The 19,838-nt window shown below is 38.6% G+C and carries 13 protein-coding genes; 7 read left to right on the forward strand and 6 right to left on the reverse strand.

Annotated features, from left to right (window positions below):
* Positions 1–15: 15 nt before the first annotated feature.
* Entirely contained in the window at positions 16–732 is a 717-nt protein-coding gene (locus MM213_RS07680) for an RDD family protein (protein WP_241411057.1), read from the forward strand.
* A 195-nt stretch (positions 733–927) separates the two neighbouring features.
* Here the strand turns inward: MM213_RS07680 and MM213_RS07685 are convergent, their stop codons facing one another.
* Positions 928–3,660 (reverse strand): M14 family metallopeptidase, encoded by a 2,733-nt coding sequence (locus tag MM213_RS07685; protein ID WP_241411059.1) that lies wholly within the window; start codon positions 3,658–3,660, stop codon positions 928–930.
* A 230-nt stretch (positions 3,661–3,890) separates the two neighbouring features.
* Positions 3,891–5,069, reverse strand: coding sequence for a DUF8457 domain-containing protein (locus MM213_RS07690; RefSeq protein WP_241411061.1), 1,179 nt, complete (start codon positions 5,067–5,069; stop codon positions 3,891–3,893).
* A 34-nt stretch (positions 5,070–5,103) separates the two neighbouring features.
* Here MM213_RS07690 and MM213_RS07695 point away from each other — a divergent pair, with 34 nt between their 5' ends.
* The 5 genes from MM213_RS07695 to MM213_RS07715 all read left to right on the forward strand — a co-directional run bounded on the left by MM213_RS07695 (position 5,104) and on the right by MM213_RS07715 (position 12,537).
* Positions 5,104–5,430: a 2Fe-2S iron-sulfur cluster-binding protein gene (locus MM213_RS07695; RefSeq protein ID WP_241411063.1), complete on the forward strand. Its 327-nt coding sequence runs from the start codon at positions 5,104–5,106 to the stop codon at positions 5,428–5,430.
* A gap of 436 nt (positions 5,431–5,866) precedes the next feature.
* Positions 5,867–6,454: a thymidine kinase gene (locus MM213_RS07700; RefSeq protein WP_241411065.1), complete on the forward strand. Its 588-nt coding sequence runs from the start codon at positions 5,867–5,869 to the stop codon at positions 6,452–6,454.
* 136 nt (positions 6,455–6,590) lie between these two features.
* On the forward strand, positions 6,591–7,280 hold the full coding sequence (recO, locus tag MM213_RS07705; RefSeq protein WP_241411067.1) for a DNA repair protein RecO: 690 nt from the start codon (positions 6,591–6,593) through the stop codon (positions 7,278–7,280).
* A 194-nt stretch (positions 7,281–7,474) separates the two neighbouring features.
* Complete coding sequence (gene rho / locus MM213_RS07710; RefSeq protein WP_241411069.1) at positions 7,475–9,280, forward strand: transcription termination factor Rho; 1,806 nt, start codon at positions 7,475–7,477, stop codon at positions 9,278–9,280.
* Between the two features lie 353 nt (positions 9,281–9,633).
* The gene (locus MM213_RS07715; RefSeq protein WP_241411071.1) at positions 9,634–12,537 is read left to right on the forward strand and encodes a T9SS type A sorting domain-containing protein; all 2,904 of its coding nucleotides are present in this window, start codon (positions 9,634–9,636) and stop codon (positions 12,535–12,537) included.
* Positions 12,538–12,683: 146 nt separating this feature from the next.
* Here the strand turns inward: MM213_RS07715 and MM213_RS07720 are convergent, their stop codons facing one another.
* Positions 12,684–13,334: a metal-independent carbonic anhydrase family protein gene (locus MM213_RS07720; protein ID WP_241411073.1), complete on the reverse strand. Its 651-nt coding sequence runs from the start codon at positions 13,332–13,334 to the stop codon at positions 12,684–12,686.
* Positions 13,335–13,388: 54 nt separating this feature from the next.
* Positions 13,389–14,123: a DUF2490 domain-containing protein gene (locus tag MM213_RS07725; protein ID WP_241411075.1), complete on the reverse strand. Its 735-nt coding sequence runs from the start codon at positions 14,121–14,123 to the stop codon at positions 13,389–13,391.
* Positions 14,124–15,011: 888 nt separating this feature from the next.
* On the opposite strand from MM213_RS07725, the gene MM213_RS07730 reads away from it, so the two are divergent.
* Positions 15,012–17,303: a glycine-rich domain-containing protein gene (locus tag MM213_RS07730; RefSeq protein WP_241411077.1), complete on the forward strand. Its 2,292-nt coding sequence runs from the start codon at positions 15,012–15,014 to the stop codon at positions 17,301–17,303.
* Positions 17,304–17,454: 151 nt separating this feature from the next.
* Here MM213_RS07730 and MM213_RS07735 read toward each other — a convergent pair whose 3' ends face one another.
* Together MM213_RS07735 and MM213_RS07740 are read right to left on the reverse strand one after the other, a co-directional pair.
* Positions 17,455–17,949 carry a DUF4168 domain-containing protein gene (locus MM213_RS07735; protein ID WP_241411079.1) on the reverse strand — a complete coding sequence of 165 codons (495 nt, stop codon included), beginning with the start codon at positions 17,947–17,949 and terminating at the stop codon, positions 17,455–17,457.
* A gap of 646 nt (positions 17,950–18,595) precedes the next feature.
* Entirely contained in the window at positions 18,596–19,834 is a 1,239-nt protein-coding gene (locus MM213_RS07740) for a cation:proton antiporter (RefSeq protein WP_241411081.1), read from the reverse strand.
* Positions 19,835–19,838: the final 4 nt, after the last annotated feature.

A 19,838-nucleotide genomic window follows, 5' to 3' on the forward strand; every position in this document is an offset into this window, starting at 1 on the left:
CAAAGAAAATAATAAATGAAGGAATTTCAAATAAAGACTGCCCAAAACATTAATATTCATCAAAACGCTGCAAATGTAGGTACCCGTATTTTAGCATATCTTCTAGATGGATGCTTTATAGTATTGTTTGTAATCTTGATGCTTTTTTTAGGATCAAAAGTAAAGGGTGAAGGCTCCTTTAATTATTTGTTTTTTGCAGTTTTGGGACTGCCCATTTTGCTTTACCATTTGCTTTTCGAATCATTGATGGATGGGCAATCACCCGGTAAAATGATTTTGCAAATCAGAGTTGTCAAACTTGATGGCTCGAAAGCAGGGCTGGGAGATTTCCTAATCAGATGGCTGTTGAGGATTTTGGACATCTCGGCCACTTCTGGGGGATTGGCTATTTTGAGTATCTTGATTAGTGGAAAAGGACAAAGAATTGGTGATCTGGCTGCTGGCACTACAGTAATTTCAGAAAAATTTGTCACCAATCTTCAAAACACACTTTTGGTAGAAATTCCTGAAGATTACATCCCAAAGTATCCTCAAGTATTGTCCCTTACCGATAAGCAAGTCCAAGACATCAAGCAAATCAAAAATGAAGCTTTGAAAAGTGGTGATTTTGGTTTGATTCAGAAATTGGCCAACAAAACTGCCCAGCTGCTTCAGATCACTTATGAAGAAAAATCAATGGCATTTTTGGATCAGGTGATCAAGGATTACAATTATTATAGTCAACGGGGATGAGGATGAAAGTTTACCACTTCAAATCAACAAACATTACAAGCATAAGCTAAACGACTCAAAGCTAAAGTATTGCTTAAATCCTTTAGCTCAAAAAACCCAACCCTTTTCTTAATCCATACTAACAAAAAATCCCAACCCAATCATCCTTTAGTACAGCATGATTAGGTTGGGATTGATTACTTTTGATTTACAGAATTACTTCTTGTATAGGTTATTGAACAGCATCTTGAAAGTTCCGTGTGATTGTGCTCTGTAGGTGATTTCTGGTGTGTAAACTACCAATTCACCTTTTCCAACCGGAGCAACAAAGCCGGTAATTCCATCTTCCAAGTATGATTCGCCCCAAGCCCATCCACTTTTCAATGGTGTCGCGGTATCAAACCAACTCAATGCTTGGATGCCTTGCAGTTTTGCCTCTTGCTTCAATTTAAAAACAGGGTTGTTATTAAACAAAACATAAGCATTCTCTTCCAATCCCCAATTGAGAGGCTGCTTGGTATCCACTCTTGTTTGCAATACACTTCCTGGTACATAATATTTTTCTCCAGGCAATGACTTCTCTGAACCATCTCTCTGAATCTCAACCAATGCATTTCTCACTGGCAATTCCAAATGGTAAGCAAGTATCGAACTAGAACCGATGGCAACAACCTTCCCGCCGTTTTCCATAAACTTCTTCAATTGCGGAATAGACTTGTCTGCTGAGATAGATCCAAGCATGTGGTGATATTCAGCAGGCGTATCCTCTTCTCTAGGCCCTCTGTATCCACCTGAGCTTTGAAGTCCAGGAATTCCTCCACTGATAAACAAGATCGCATCATATTTGGAATTGAGGTTCCCCTGATCGATTTCTTTTGCAAAGATCAATTGAAACTCAAAATTGTATTGTTCTAAAATCCACCTCACCCAACCACTTGGCATAGATCCTCCATAAGTGTCAAACAAAGCGATTCTAGCGGGTTTGATAGCCAATAGATCGGTTGGTTGTGATTTGGTAGATTTGATTTCCAAACCAAATTGCTTTCCATAATCTGCCAAGACTTTGTATCCATTTGAAGGAATGTAAAACGACCCTGAAGGCATCCCTTCTACGGCTGAAGTTGTTCTTGAAACTTTGATACCTTTTTTCAACAATTCATTTGCAACTGCAAAAGCATCATTGTGAACACTACTAATCAAGAAGCCATTTCTCGACTCAGAAAGAGGCAAAGCTTCTGGTGATTCCAATTCTCCATAAGCCAATGTCTCAAATGGACCATCAAACCCATCCAAGATTCTGTCAAATTCAACATCCATTTGATAAGCCAATGTCCAACCTGCAGCATCATATGGGCGAATCGGAGGTCCTCCAGGATACTGAAAATCATTTGGATAATCCTGAGGCTCAAACATGTCAATCACATGGGGTCTGAATGCCTGATCTGTCTTGACTACATAAGATCCCTTAGGGTAATTTTTCCCATTTACTGAAAACTGGCTTGTTGCTTTTTCTATACGAATACCAGTTTTGATAAGGGCATTGATGAATTTCACAGCAGTCGGGAAATCTTTCTGATTAGAAGGAATGATGAATCCGCGAGGGTCTCTCTTTTCCTTGGCTTGGTAAATGCTATCATAAAACACTGATGGTATCCCCCATCTTGATCCACCTTGGCTATTCTTTTGTGATTCAGCATAAGCAGTTTTGATAGCTTCTACTTTCTTTGGGAAAGGAGTCCAATAATCCTCGCTTCCTCTCTGAATGGAGCCTTTACCCATACTGTAAATATTGTACAAAAGATGGTCCTTGTTTCTAGCTGCATAATCCAATACCGCATAGTTCAGAGAAACAGAATAGTCAATTGATTGCTGGAACTTCCAAGTCTCCTGAGGGGTGACAGGGAATGGTGTGTTTGCATTAGGAATCAACCTGTCTGGCACCAAAGGGATTGATTCTGGATTTGGCCCACCTACGATTTCTGTCAGGATTCCGATGATATTATGGTAGTGCGTTGTAGTTCTCAGACCGCCATTGTACCAAGTGGAAAAAGTAGAACCATTCATTCTTGTAAATCCTGGTTTGTTTTCGGCATTCAGTCTGTTGTACATTGCTGCACCTACTGCGTCTATTCCTGTTACCATCATTGGGTCAAACACATAATTGAATGGATCTCTGTATGGAGGACCTGCCAAAACAGAACCTGCCGGCCCTCTCTGATGGTGATTGTACATGACTTGTGGAATCCATTCTACAAATAGTTGGTGTCCCATATTCACAGACTCTTTCATATTTTGGATATAGAAATCCCTGTTGTTGTCATGACCAATGTACTTTTGGTACAAAACGGGAAGGCCAGAAAGACTCCTTTTCTCAGGCACTTCATTTCTCATGTACCAATCCCCAATTTTTTGGTGTCCATCAGGATTCGCATGTACAAATAGGATCACTACATTGTCAAGAATCCTTTGGTTTTCTTTATCATCTCTGGTCAACACATTATATATGGTCTCTGTAAGTTGGTGAGTACCGACAGTCTCTGTCGAGTGCAAACCACCATCTATCCAAACTACAGCTTTCCCTTCTTCAGCCAAGTCACGTGCCTCAGCTTCGGTGAGGTTTTCTGCTCGAGCCATTTTGACTGAAATATCTTTGAAGCGGTCCAGGTTTTTGTGGTTTTCTGGAGAAGTCACGATCATCATCCACTGATCTCTTCCTTCTTCTGTCTTTCCAATAGAAACCAATTTCGCTCTGTCGGAAATTTCAGCTACTTTCTTGAAATAAGCCTCTGTTTGTGAATAAGTGGAAATATGGTAATCATCTCCCAATCCAAACCCAAAATGCTCCTTGGGGGTAGGGATAGTTTGGGCCATTGCAACTTGCAGGCCAATGACCATTAAAACCAGCAGGAACAATCCTAACTGACTTACTTTTTGTATTTGTTTTATCATAATTATGTTGGTTGAAGAATAGAATAGGTAGAATAAAGCAACCTATATAGACTCGGGAATTTGAAAGTGACCAAAAAGTAAGGATTTGTTTAGATCAAACAAAGACTAGTATTAGTAATGGTAGATTACTTGGATAAATAGAAAATTATGGACTTCGACCGCCCTACGGAAAAACAAAAAAGCCTCAAATGAATAATTTCATTTGAGGCTTTTGTAGAAAATGGAGAGGCTTAACCCCTTTGATCAAATTTTCTAAAGACAAGCTGAAGAAATTCCTCTACTGCTTCTGAATTTTTATCCCAATCAAGTTCCCCAACATATCTTTCATTGATCAATGTAATAGCAGACATAAAACTATCGCATTGATCAATAGATTTCAAAGCATGCTTCATCAAGTCTGGGTTTCCATCAAAAAGCTCCTTGGTAAACATAAACCTCTGATTGATCCCAACATTTTCAGAAAGTTCACCAACACTACCTTTCATCACACTGTACTGCTCAGATTCGAACTTTTCCCAAGCTTGAAGTGGATCTATCAACTTAGCAGCTGATGCTACTTTATATTGCGAAGGTATATTTGGTATAGACTCTTCCTCGAAGCGTTCTTCGTCTTTTTCTGGAGACTGGATAGTTTCTTGAATTTCTTCCACCAAGGAATTATCCACGTTTTCTGGCTCTACTACCTCCTGCTTCACAACTGCTTCAGCCATCAAATCTTCCTCAACGAGAGCCTCTTCCTTGGTCTGTGCACTTTCTTCTATGATAGGTCCTTCAGCCTTTTCCGCTACCTTTTCGAACAAGATATCCAAATCCAAATGGAAAATATTTTTTAATTCGGCAAGATAATCTTCAGGTCTAGTCAACTGATCTTTTTGCTGCTCGAAATTTAATCTCAAAGCTTGTTTATACGCATCAGCTGATTGACTTATTCCAGCCCTATCTATCAGGTTGGCAATTAGAGAATGATTCCACTTGTAGTATTTCTCATTTCCTTTGAGAAAATCATTCACACTCGATCCTGAGGATTTGTCTATTTCACCGCGAAAAAAAGAAAGAGGATCCAAAGCCAAAATCACCGAAAAAGCAACTGCTTCACCCAGAAGAGGCTCAAAATTCCCCCTATCGATTTTGATAGACCTAGAGAGCACATTCATGAATTCATTCAATGCCTGGTGAACTGAATTGTCTCTATAATCGAAAAAGGGATTGCTTTTCAATTTTTCTAACTCTACATGCCAAGCTTCAAAAAGGGATTTGATGACGAAGAAATTAACTTGCTTGCTGTCGGTCAACTTAAGGATTTCTGTCCCAGTCATATATTGTTTGGAAGAAAAATATTGGTCACAAACTTTTTTGGCGAATCCTAAAGCGTAGTTTTCTAAATATTTGCTGTTAATTTTGATACTCATATTTGGTATTTTACATTAAAGTGAAGCAGAAATCATGCTGAAAATAATCATCGAGAATCTTAATCACAAAGAAATAATCTCGTCTGAAAGTAATCGTAAAGTTATAGAATTAATTCATGAAAACTACATCGATTGGATGCATGCTTGCGGTAAAAAAGGAAGATGTACCACTTGTAAAATGATCATTGAGGAAGGTATTGAAAATTTGAGCCCATTGACAGATCGGGAAGAAATTTTCCGAGAAAATGAAAGATTAAAACTCAACGAAAGATTAACTTGCCAAGCAGAACTGAAATCTGGCACCCTTCGAATCCGAGTAGCCGAGCAAAATAAATTTCCTCACATGGACTATAGCGGGTGAAGCTTTGTGAGTTAGGTGGGGAGATTAAAGGATTGGAAGAACTTGTCCGCCGTGGCGGATTGGAAGATTAAAAGATTGGAAGATTGGTTGGAAGGTTCGAAGGTTGCAATGTTGGAAGGTTAGGTAGGTCTTGCAATATAGGTGTTCTTTAGACTTGGTACTTGGTTCTAAAAGATTGGAAGAACTTGTCCGCCGTGGCGGATTGGAAGATTAAAAGATTGGTTGGAAGGTTCGAAAGTTGTAATGTTGGAAGGTTAGGTATCCCCTCAAGTCGGTCTTTGTACATTGGACTTTGGACTTGGTACATTAAATTGGAAGGCAAAGTTAACCTGTAAAAAGTGAGTAGTCTTTTGTCTCAAATCTAATGTGTCATATCTCTAGTATCACCTCTCAAGTATCACCTCTCAAGTCTATAAAAAAAATTTAAAATACAAACATGTTTATAGAGCCATTTATCGGTGCCAAAAATAAAAAGGATAAAAAAGGTCACATCGAAGTGATCTGTGGATCGATGTTTTCCGGAAAAACTGAGGAATTGATTCGTCGTCTCAACAGGGCCTTGATAGCCAAACAAAAGGTTGAGATCTTCAAGCCATCTATAGATACGAGATACCATGACTTAGATGTGGTTTCGCACAATGAAAATGCAATTCGTTCTACTCCTGTAAATTTTGCGGATGATATTATACTTTTGGCAGGAGATTGTGATGTGGTGGGAATAGATGAGGTGCAGTTTTTTGACAATCAAATCATTAATGTCGCAAACACATTGGCAAACTCGGGTAAGCGCGTAATCCTTGCTGGACTCGACATGGATTTTGAAGGAAAAGCTTTTGAACCAATGCCGCAACTTCTTGCTATTGCAGAATATGTAACAAAAGTCCATGCAATCTGTATGAAGTGTGGGGATTTGGCATCCTATTCATTCAGACTTTCGGACACCAAAGAAAAAGTCGTACTTGGCGAAAAAGAAAGCTATGAAGCAAGATGTAGAAAGTGCTACTATGAAGATAAAAAAGTATGAGTATCCGTAATGTTGCACATTGGCTAAGAAGGGGGTTTTGTGTTGCGGATACTCGTCAACTGACGACAGCCTTAAGTCAACAGAACTTGAAATGAACTTCAAACAATATTATAAATCGCTACTGGTGTAAAAGATAATGCAGAAAAAAACGAGTGGGATAGTCATTTCCTATATTCGATATAAGGAAACTTCGATCATTGTCAAGATCTTCACTCGGGAGCTTGGACTGAAATCCTATATCATCAATGGTGTAAGAAGTAGCACAGGAAAATCAAAAATCGCACTCTACCAACCACTGACACAACTGGACTTAGTAGTCTATGACAAAGAAGGTGCAGGTCTCAACCGCATTTCTGAAGCAAAAATCCTTCACCCCTATCAATTGATCCCTTTTGATTTTATCCGATCCGGTGTTGCAATGTTTGTAGCTGAAGCTTTGGCAAAATCGATATATGAAAATTACCAAAACGACGCATTATACGACTTTCTGGAAGCAGCGATGATGCATTTGGATAGCAAAGACTGTAGATTATCACTCTTTCCAATTGTCTTTTTGTTGGAAATGTCATCCTATTTGGGTTTTTCGCCGAGTGATTCCGCATCTTTTTTTGATGAAATCATGCATGACATCAACTCACCTGCACAGCTTTTGGAAGAGAAAAAAGCGCTTGACATTCTATTTGAAAACTCATTTTATTGTAAAAAAAACATCCCCTCATCTGTTAGAAAAGGACTATTAGACCATTTTTTGATTTTTTATTCGCAACATTTGGAAGACAATGGCAGTTGGAAGTCTATAAAAGTATTGAGGCAATTGATCTCATAATTAAATAAGTCCATCAGGGAAAAGTTTGCGTATCTAGAATGTAAAGTGTAATATTGTGGCGTCACAGTATTTCAAAATCCTCTCCCCGTGGATTTTATACTATCCTGAATATATTTTTAATTCAGTTCAGTAATACTCAATACAAGTTTATCAATAAACATCTTTAGTAAATTAATCAACATCATAAGCTTTTTATGTATAACATAGAAGAATTAAGGATCAGACTTCTTTCTGAATTGAAAGAAATCGCAGAGGAGTTGGGAGTCAAAAATTTTAAGACACTCAAAAAAGACGATCTAGTATATGCAATTTTAGATCAACAAGCCATCACCCCAGAAAAGGCGCTCCCTAAGAAAAAGCCATCTACAGTAGAGCCTGAACAAAAACCGGCAGCTGAAAAGGAATCATCAAAAGCTCCAGTAGCAGAATCCCCAAAAGCCGAAGAAGCTAACAGCAAACCGAAGTTTAGAAGACAAAACGTAACGGAGCTTCCAAAAGAAGAATCCAAACCTGAGGAGAAACCTACTCCACGTCCAAAAGAAGCTCGCGAGCCGAAAAAAGACCAAAAGGAAAATGCTCCAGAGAAAAGAGAGCATCCAAAAAGAGAGCAAACTCCTAAGCCAAAAGCTGAAACTACTCCAGCTCCTGCTCCTACTCCGAATCCAGAACCAAAAAAACAAACTCCTACAGCAACCGCTGAAGATGAAAAACCAAAATTCATCAGGCCAAGGAAAAAGGTAATCGATGAAATTGAAACCCCTTCTACACCTGCTGCGGAAGTAGATCTTCCAAGAAGGAAAAACATCAAGGATATAGAAGAAGTACATATCCCAACTGCAGAAGTTGTTCCCAACAAGAGAAAAACTTATGTGAGCCCGAAGGAATTTGAAGGGATTATAGAAAACGAAGGAGTATTGGAAATCATGACAGAAGGCTACGGCTTTTTGAGATCACTGGATTACAACTACCTCGCTTCTCCAGATGATATTTACGTTTCTCCATCACAAATCAAACTTTTTGGTCTAAAAACTGGTGACCATATCAAAGGCACCATCAGACCTCCAAAAGAAGGGGAGAAATATTTTGCATTGCTAAAAGTCATTACTGTAAATGGTAAGACTACCGAAGAAATCAGAGACAGGATTCCTTTTGAATACCTTACTCCTCTTTTCCCGGAAGAAAGATTAAACCTAACCACTAGAGCGGACAATTATTCTACAAGGATTTTGGATCTTTTTGCTCCTATCGGTAAAGGCCAAAGAGGGATGATCGTGGCGCAGCCAAAAACAGGTAAAACTGTGCTTTTGCAACAAATCGCCAATGCAATCACCCAAAACCATCCTGAAGTTCATTTGATGATCCTATTGATCGACGAAAGACCAGAAGAGGTAACGGACATGGCTCGTTCGGTAAAAGCTGAGGTGATCTCCTCCACTTTTGATGAGCAAGCAGACAGACATGTAAAAGTTGCATCTATCGTTTTGGAAAAAGCCAAGAGAATGGTAGAATGTGGTCATGACGTGGTTATCCTATTAGACTCCATCACCAGATTGGCAAGAGCCTACAATACTGTAGTCCCTTCATCAGGAAAGATCCTCTCGGGTGGTGTTGATGCGAATGCATTGCACAAGCCAAAGAGATTCTTCGGTGCGGCGAGAAATGTAGAAAATGGTGGATCATTGACTATCATCGCTACAGCATTGGTAGAGACAGGTTCGAAAATGGATGAAGTAATCTTTGAAGAATTCAAAGGGACTGGCAATATGGAGCTAGCACTTGACAGAAAGCTTTCAAACAGAAGAATCTATCCTGCTATCGACGTACCTGGATCAGGAACAAGAAGAGAAGATCTATTGATGGACAAAGAGGAAATGCAGAGAGTTTGGATTCTCCGCAAGCTGATGTCCGACATGAACTCACAAGAAGCAATGGAATTCCTACTTCAAAGAATGCGTGGTACAAGAGACAACGCAGAGTTTTTGATCAGTATGAACGGATAAAAAGCCTCCTTTCAATCCTTTGATGCTGACATGAAGTCAGTCAAAGGGCATTGAAAAAGGATGATTTGTAGTTAAAATCACTGTTTGCCCAACAAATTAAAAGCTGAACTAAATAGAATATAAAACCCCTAGGCTTTACAGCTTAGGGGTTTATTTTTTAGAAGTGAATAAATACTTTTTTTTAATTCTAAATAATCTTTTTCGACACACAAAAATTTTTGCTTTTCACATACTCAAAATAGCTTTGTAAACTAACGATTTGTTTTATTGTATTGACTATAAGATATTTGAAATCAGTCAATTTATCACCCAAGATTAATCACCCCAAACCATAAGCTAAATTTGATTTTAAAATGGAAGCATCTGTCTTTACATATTCATGCTTTTCACATAACAGGTACGTCAAAATATTTGCTGTAGTATTATTTTTTATTGTATCACTGGGGACACAAGTAAGGGAAACGAAAGCAGAAGGATCAGGAGACTGGGGGACAGCAACAAACAGACAAAGTATGCTTTGGGTGCCAGCTAGTACTGGAGTTCAGGGCTATGGAACTAGGGGAAGCATGATGATCCCTTCTGGCGTAAATGGCTACAATCCTGGACACAGACTTTATGTTTATGTAAAGCAAGGTGAAACTGTTTTTTGGGGATTTAGAAGGGGTGGATCCACTGGAAACATAAGAGTCAAATGGTTTTATGACCCTACTTCAACAGGATTTTTTCCTGAAGGCACTTCGGTCACAAGAAGAGTCGAAAGAACATCAATCGATTATGATGCAAGCTCAGCTGGAGGTATTACAGGAAGACCTGAAAGTGGTTTGGCAGCAGAACAAGGCCCACGACAAGTGACAGGAAATGGGTATACTGGACATTCCTTCACAAACAATACTGGTGCCGACAGAGCATTTTGGGTTGAAATCAGCAATCTTGATAACTCAATAATTGCGGCTGGCTTTAACATTAATTTTTGGGACATAACTGTAGCTTCTGGTGTTTCGCCAACTTATACCGAACATAAAGGAAGGGTATATTGTAGATATTGGAGTGTATCAAATTCAAGAGCTAATATATCTGTCAATAATTTAACTATATTAAACAAAGGGCAAGCAGATGCATATTCCTTTCATGAAGACTTTGGCTTCTTTGTACCTATTGACAATACATACACGGTTAGTACTGACGATTACTTTGTCAAAAGAATAAAATTCCCTGGCTCTTCAGGTGGTTGGACAAATTTCTTTGCAAATCAAGATGGCCCAAGAAGTAACCTTTCTTATGAAGAAAACCGAAAGTCAATTGAAACACCTTCACAAAATAACTTTCAATACCCACTATTCATCAACGACCCTGACCCAAGCATTTGGCAGACAACCGCCCCTCCTACAGCTACACTTGATATTGTTTACAGCGAAAAAGCAGCTCCATCTACAGGAGGCGAAGCAAATGTGAACATCAGCATTGACCTGCCAGCTATAGTCGATATTCTCATTGATATCAATGGGAATGGGGAATTTGACAGCAATGAAGACGTAATTCTCTCTCAGATCTATGAAAGCCCTGGTAACTATACGATTTATTGGAATGGTGAAGATGCCAACGGAATAGAACTCCCCAGCGGAGGTGAAGTGAACTTCATTGCCTCAGTGGCTTTTTTCCCAGTACACTTCCCAATCTATGACCTAGAACAATGCTTAGGGATTTATGTAGATAATGTCAGGCCTGGCGATCCTGGGAGAGATTTTATTTTTTGGGATGATTCCTTGATTCCCCGCACAGGCTTCACTCCATCTGATAGCCCGCAATCAATAGAAGTGAATGTAACTGGAGTAGAAAGCCCCGATCATATCTGGTGGGCAACTGGAGATAATGGCTTCAGCAACAATAAAACTATTAATACATGGACAGCTTCTTTCTATAGAGTGGTCCGAAGATCCAGTGGATTCACTTTCCTATCCATCTCAGGCAATGTTTTCGAGGACCTGAATGCGCTACAAGACAATGCTGTAAATGGAACTGGCGTAAATATACCTGACTTTTATGCAGTATTAGTTAACGATCAAAATATTGTAGTAAGCTTTGCTACTATCCAATCTGATGGAACATATACCATAAATGATGTACCAAATGGCACATTTGACATATTTCTAACCACTGCAATCCCTACTCTAGGGGAACTTGCTCCAGAACAAATTCTACCACTATATTACGAAAGTACAGGAGAATTTATAGGTACGGGAGAAGGTAGCGACGGCACAGTAGATGGTTATCTCCGATCAATTGTCATCAATAACGCATCGCTCACGAATGCAAATTTTGGTATCAGACCAATTAATTATGACTTAGCTGCCATAAAGCTTGTCAAAGAAGAAGATATAAAACCGAAAATCGGAGATGAAATAACATTCATCATCACAGTAGAAAATCTGGAGTATAGTAGCATTGGAGAAGTTTTTCTTGATGAATTTATGCCTAGTGGATTTCAATATCTAAGACACAGCGTTTCCAAAGGCGCATTTGACAGTCAATCTATCCCGATGCGCTGGGATATCGGGGAACTTGAATACAGAGAAACTGCTACTCTAGAAATAACTGTTCTCATACTACAAATCATAGGTGCAAACATTTACAACAACACCGTCAGGGTATATAGTCAATCTGGAATTCCAGAAGACAATCTTGATAATAATGAATCAAGTATTGATACAGAACCTTTCATAAACCTACCTGTTGATTGGCTGTCATTTGAAGGGAAAATCACTGAAACTAATCAAGCTCTACTGAAGTGGTCCACCGCAAAAGAAAGAGACAGCGAAAAATTCATCATCCAAAGATCAAAAAATGCCAATTCATGGATCAATCTAGGATCTGTTGCAGCGCAAGGAGATACCGATGAGGTCAGCAGTTATGAATTCGTGGACGAACAGCCTATGGCTGGAAACAACTACTACAGACTCGAGCAGGTAGACTTTGATGGCAAAACCAATCTTTCGAAAGTCATCCGAGTAGATTTCAACCCAAGTTGGTCAGTAAAAGTCTATCCAAATCCCTTCACCGATGAAATCTTTATCCAAACCAAAAATCTCGGCGAAATCTATGTTTCAATGACGGATAATTATGGTAGAACAATTTTCAGCAACTCAAGTAATATGGAAAACTATTCATTCCGTCTTGACACCAAGAACTTACAAAATGGTCTATATTATCTCAAAATCAATCGAAACGGCGAAAACTATGTCTACAAGCTGAAAAAGTAAAACCCCACCAAAACACTCCTTTTTTAGCAATAAAAAGAAATAGGTGAAAGAAATTTCTTCACTCACCTATTTCTATATTTTATGAAGTTGATGAAAACATATTGTTCTTTACATTCCAATCATTGTCTTTAAATTCATTTGTATCATTAATTTGGCACAAAAGGCAAAGCTGACTTATGGACAATTATCCGAAGTTTACCATCATCACCCTTCTTGAAAACCCAAGTTTTGTCGACCATCACTTCTGCCCCGTCTTTGTCTGTCACCCAGACATTCCCCATCGTGATAGCAACTGAACCATAGATTTGGATTCCTTCATTTCCGTCACCCAAATTATCATATCTAGCTTTGACCCAAGGCTTCAATGCAAACCCATTATCTTGAGGATAATCTGAATCACCTCCTACAAAATACGCAAGAGCGCCCTTTTTGCTGGATCTGAATGTTTGGTCACCATAGGCCAAGGTTGGCTTGAAGAACACCTTCCCATGGTCATAGTTATAAGCCTCTGAAAGTACTTGCTCAGCAAAAGCTACGTAGTCGCCACCTTCTTCTTTCAACTGACCAATTTTCACTAGAGCATCACACCAAGCTTGCTGGGCGGCATTTACCTCTTCATAGGTAATTACTTCCTTTGCACCCTCCTCTACATACTCCAAACCCAGTTCATCAATTATCTTCTGAACATTTTCATTTTCTTCAGATTTAGTTTCTTGTACTTCTTTTTTAGGCTGATCACAGGAATTCAAAAACGCAACGATAGCCAACATTCCTAAAATTACTCTTTTTCCTAACATATAATTTTGAGATTTATTTAATGCCCTCTTTTGAATGGATGAAGGCTTCTCCTTTTATTGGTTTTTTCTTTTTATTGGAAGATTGTTAAAAACTACAAATTGTAACTGATTCCTTGAAAACAAATTATTGTTTACGTTTTGTCGCATCATTCCTACCTCCATTCTAATACTAGGGTTAAATTGATAACCAATTGCGCCATACAATCTGTTTCTATCAAACAACGCTGGATTATTTTCTACTTGGGTATTCATAAATATTTCATTGTACACTGAGAGATAATAGGTATTAGCTGTCATCGAGACATTATTCAATGGAATATTGATTCCAAGAAAATACCTAGCCCTAAGCCTGAAATCATTGTTGTCAAAAAACCGCTGTTCAAACCTATATCTATGTGTAAAGAACACCCTACCTACATGATGCCGGTTCAGAAACTGTTGCCAAGTTCTATGTTCTTGAAATATACCAGCATAATTCACATCTACAAACCCATCAAATTCCCCCAAAGGTCTAGTCCTGACAAAAGCATATCCTGCTGACACAAGATTGTTTCTATCTGAAATATATTTACCAACCCCTGTCCTTAAAAGAAGTTGCTCTGTATTCTCCAGGAAATTATAGTTTCTATATTGGATTTCATTGTGCCATACCCATTTGCCACTTCCAAAATCTTGATTCCCAAAATAGATTAACCAATTCCCAAGATCTGAGACTTGAGCCCTTGATAATGTAGGGGCTAGACTCAGAACCATAAACATTGCAAAAACAAACCTTTTTCCTTTGAACATAGAAGCTATATTTTAAAATGTCTTCATAGAGCAAAATTCCACGAAGACAATCAATAATGATTTAAGTTTAAAGCACTCCTCTGACTATTAAATCCATTAGGGAAACTTTGACACAAGCAAATAATATAGTCTTTTACAAAAATTTATGCTCGCTTGTGATCAAATTACAAACAATGTCTATGATCAGTACATTCGGCTATTTTTACAAAAGGTTTTAATCCAATTGAAAGTTGATCCTTATTTTTTCATTTTTCTTAAATGTAATTTAGATCGAATAAAAATTACAACGGAAAGGAAATTTTCGAAGTTTTACTTAAAAAAACAAACTGTACAAAATTGTGTATAACAATTGTATTTATAGAAATAAAAAGCAAATTTCAATCTATCGAGGTAGTGAAAACCCAACATGAATGTGAGATTTCATTTTTTTCTCTTCAATTCATGGCCTGAATCCAACAAAAAAAGTTTTTACGTATATCCTGTTGTAGTCCAAAAAATTTGAAAATCCGTGAGGCTAATCAACCTACCCAAAATTACGCAAAACAATGATTACAATACCATACAACTAGAAAGTAAATCCAAAATTAACATTGGATAAAATTTTGTTTGTAAATTTTCAGCGGTCAATACTCAAAACAAAATACATTTAAACAGATTTGAATATGTTTTTATTTTGTTTTAAAATAAAGTTTAATATAAATTTACAACAGCTTACCCACACCAATCACCCCTAATATCTATTGCCAAAACAAATTCGATTAACAAGTAGTATTTACCAATTAAAGTGTGAAAGATTAAAAGAAAAATCGGTGGTTTGAAAAAAAGAACTGCTGATTCGAATCACCCTCAAGCCTAAATCTTCTCCATACCTACACATTAACTTACTGTATGAATATAAAATTTTACCTAACATTTATTGCTGGGATATTGATATTGCATTTTTTTTCGGGAGAGGTTTTGGGGCAGACCTATACAACAAGTGGCTTGAGTACCAACTGGAATGATCCAGCTGCATGGGTTAAGACAAATCCTGAAAGTTGTGGGACTGAAAACCCTGCTGACATTCCACCTTTAGGACCTGTATATGCGGCTTGTGATATTAGAATAGTTATTAATCATCCAATAGGAAGGCCTGGAAATGCGAACATTGGTGGCGGAAATGTAAGGTCAATTACAATTAACGAAGGCGGAGAAGTACAGTTTGGAGGAAATTTAATTGTAAATAATGTTGGAGCTCCCACTTTCCTGTTCCAGATAAATGATGGAGGGCTACTTGAAGTTCAAGGAACATTAGGAATTCAAGCAGGAGCAACTTTTAATCTTGTCAATACAAATAATATATCACCTAAATCAACCGTAAAAGTAAATCGGCTAACTTTTATAAATTCTGGTTCAGGACAATCTGTGAACATAGGTGTAAATACAATTTTTATTGTAGAGGATCGAACTAGACTAGAAGGTGGTGGAGCATTAAACATACAAGGTGATTTTAAAACTAATGATTTAAATTCCGCCAATTCGGGAGGAAGCTCAGTAAATATTTCTGGTAATGGGACTTTAAATGCTACTGGCAATATACAAATAGATGGTTTCCCATTTAATTTAACTGGGAATGCAAGTTCAGTAGTTGGAGGAAATTTAAATATAACAAATAGTGGAAGTAGCGCACTAAATCTTGCCTCAGGTACGAACTTCATAGTATTAGGAAGAAACAGTTCTATAGCAAGTGGAAAAACCCCTAATAATGGCTGCTTTCAAACACCAGAAAATGGAAATACATGTAGTTCTTCCGCTTGCTTGACAGTAAATGAAGTTCTACTTTCAGATGGATCATTTACAAGAACTTTCACTTTTATCTGTAATACAGATTGGACTATCCCTGGCCCTAGCGATGGCGTTGAACCTGTAGATGAAGCAGAGATCCTTGTCGTAGCTGGCGGCGGAGGAGGAGGAAGAGGTTCTAGCGCTGGTGGAGGAGGCGCTGGAGGTCTTATATATGTTGTTTCTGAAACTCTGCCTTTTGGAACAAGCGTTCCTGTTATTGTTGGAACTGGAGGAGCTGGCTCTACAAATACAAATGCAAGAGGTCAGAGTGGCTTCAATTCCAGTTTTTTGACTTTTACAGCCATCGGTGGTGGTGGTGGTGGATCTAACGGAACACAAAGAAATGGTGCTGCTGGAGGATCTGGTGGGGGGGGGGCCCACTCTAGTGGAAGTGGAGGAACAGGAACACCAAGTGGAGGAAATAATGGAGGTGATGGAAACAACTCAGGCGGGAATTCTGCAGGAGGTGGTGGTGGCGGATTTACTGGAGCAGGCGGGTCGCCAGCGAACTCAGACGGAACACCAGGTGGTAATGGCGGAACGGGCCTACCAAATGAAACTTCAGGATCTTCAGTGATCTATGCAGGTGGAGGTGGTGCTACTGGATCTGGAGGTAACGGATCTGGCGGCTCAGGAGTTGGAGGAGATGCTAATGGTTCTGGCAATAACAGAAATGGAAGAAGTCCAGGATCCGGAGGAGGGGCCACTTCTTCCGGATCAAGCGGAAATGGTGCCAATGGTATTGTAATAATTAGACAATCTTTCAGACTCCTCCCAGTAGAATTCCTAGAAATTAACGCTACTTTCATTCCACAAAACCGAACCTCAACAATCTCTTGGGCGACGGGTAAAGAATGGGAAAACTCACATTTCGAAATTGAAAGAGCACTTGATAACGTAAAGTCTTTTGAGAAAATAGGGGAAGTGGAAGGTGTTGGCTACTCTGATGATGTGGAAAAGTATAGCTTTATAGATGAAAAACTTCCTCTTCTTGGTGTTATTGCATACTACAGGCTGAAGCAGGTGGATTTCTCTGGATCTTTTTCATACAGTGATGTGGTTGGAGTAAGAATCCCTCCTACGATTATCACCAAAGGAGTTTGGAGGGCATTTCCTAATCCTACCTCAGGGGAATCTTTCAATCTTGAATTGATAAACAATAGAGAATWCAACAACGAGGAACTAAGCATCMGACTTGTAACTTCTCTTGCCAACCACAAACCTATAGAAGGCAAAGATCTTAAAGAAATCTCTCTGAAAATTGCCGACCTTCTCAAAAAATCACCTAATGGAGTATATATCCTTGAAGTCAATTGGGGKCAAAAAATAGAATACATCAAAATCCTTAAAAAATAAAAACTTATCCATCAAAAATGACTTTATTGATACTGATGGAAAGTTGAAGTAATTACGAAAAAAATCAAGGGATAAAATACATTCAAAAACACAAAAAAAGATCGGGTTACAACTACCCGATCTTTTTTTTTAACTACTTAAAAAGCTATTCTTAATTCATTTCTTTTTCGATCATTTCATCAACCTTGGCTTTCACTTTTGGACTTTGKGTATAAGCCATATACATTTCCTRAAACTTTTCTTCAGAAAGATCGCTGTCCGTGATAGTCTTTTGGATTTCAGTTTGAAGTCCTTGTTGCATTTCCATTACTTTTTGACCGGCACTGTTAAAGTTTGCCATTTCGTCAGCTCCTGAAGCTACTTCAGTCAGTGTACCAGCTTGCTGTGCTTGTGCCAATTCTTGGAATCGTTCTACTTTAAGATCGTTGTCTTCTATGGCTTTTATCATATCTCCCTGAGATTTCTCTTGAAGCGGGATCAATACCAGATTGATTTTTACAAATTCCTCAAACTCTTGGTCTGAAAAATCCTCGTTTACTTGGGCTTGTGGCTGCATCATCTGCTGTGCAATGGCTCCAAACCCAATAAATAAGGTGAATATCAGCGAAAGCATCGAAGTCTTGGTCATTAATTTTGAATCATTCATAATTTTTAGGTTTTGTTTGATACATACCCAAAAGTACAAATTCCAAACCAAAAAAGATTTCTAATTATATTTTTTAAAGTTTATTAACAAAATCAAATAGGAAATATTATATTTTTGATGTGAAGTAAGAGATTTGAGATGAGCGATAGGAGATGTGACACGGTGTGGGTCACCTCGATCCCGAAAGCATTCGGGTGAGTGGTCGTGCCTTTTTTTTGAAAGTAAAATTGAACTTGGGGTATGAAATTCAGTACGAGATTTCTCCCTCTAGTCGAAATGACTTGGCTATAAAACTAGAAGGTAATTATAAAAAAACGTCATGTAAAATCAGGACGTGACATTGAGACACGAGACTACTTTCTTTTCAGCGATTAACTAAGCATTCCAATCTGATGAACAAAGACCACCAATATCACTAGGCCTACCTAACTTTCCAACCTTCCAACTTTGCAACCTTACAATTTTACAATTTTACAATCTTATAATCTTCAAATCTTACAATTTTACTTAGTTGTACCTAGTGCAAAAACCACCATTATCACTAGAGCTACCTAACTTTCCAACCTTCCAACTTTGCAACCTTCCAATCTTCAAATCTTACAATTTTCCAATCTTCAAATCTCTCAAAAATCCAACCATCTCTCCCCTACTCTTTTCTGCTCCCTTTAAGCGCCCATTTCATCAAAGGCCCGCTTGTCATACTTGTGATGATCGCCATGACAACGAGAGCCACAAAGAGTTTTTCATCGATCAGGCCATTTTCCAAAGCTATAAGCCCCAAGATAATTTCCATTGCACCTCTGGCATTCATCCCAAAACCTACTGCTAGGGACTCTTTGACATTGAACCCACCTTTGAATGCTCCATAGCCACTCCCTATGATTTTTCCAGCAAAAGAAATTGCCAAAATCGCTAAGGTGAGCAAAAGCTCGAAATTAGTAAAGAAGTTGATTTTCAAACCAATGGAGACAAAGAAAAGTGGCGCGAAGATGTTGTTTATAAACTGATGGACAATTTCTTTGGCTCTTTCTGACATGTGCTCGGAATCTCCTAAAGCTACTCCCAAAAGAAAAGCACCGAAAATCGAGTGGATTCCCAACCATTCTGTAAATGCCGCTGCCAAGAAACAGAATGCCATCGACAACGAAAGCACACCACCGGGCCAAGCAAGTTTCTTATTTACCCAAGGAAGGATTTTATTGATGATAATTTTCCCCAAAGTGAGCATAAAAAAGGTAAACAATAGCGTCACTCCAATGGTCTGAACAAGTGATAGTGAACTTCCTTTGCCCATAAAAGAAAGGATTACCGAAAATATCAACCAGCCAATAATATCATTGACCATGGCAGAAGCCACGATAAGCATCCCCATCTTTGTCTTGAAGAGATTCATATCCATCAAGATCCTGACGACGACAGGCAAGGCAGTAATAGACATAGCTGTCCCCATAAAGAGTGAGAACAGTAGCCTATCTCCATCTGCAAGCCCAAAGAAGGTAGAAAAATAATACGGAAAAATAAATCCCAATATGAAAGGAACTACTAAGCCCAGTAAACTGATACTCAATGCGGATTTCCCCTGTGACCAAACCAAATGAAGCTCTACTTCCAGACCAGCGATAAACAACAGAAGCACAACTGCTATTTGGACAAATCCATCCAAGGCCAAATTTGCACTTGGATTACTCATAAATAAATAATCAAAGGCACCCGGGAAGAATGTACCCAAAATGGTAGGTCCCAAAATAATCCCTGCGAGCAACTCCCCTACTACGGCAGGCTGCTTAAACTTTTGTGCTATTTCTGCAAACACCCTTGCCAACAATAGCATAGCTGCAAGCTGCAGAAATAGGTTGACTACATCCTGATGTGATAAACTTTCCATGTAG

Origin of the sequence: Belliella alkalica (assembly GCF_022549785.1) — a bacterium.
GTDB lineage: Bacteria > Bacteroidota > Bacteroidia > Cytophagales > Cyclobacteriaceae > Belliella > Belliella alkalica.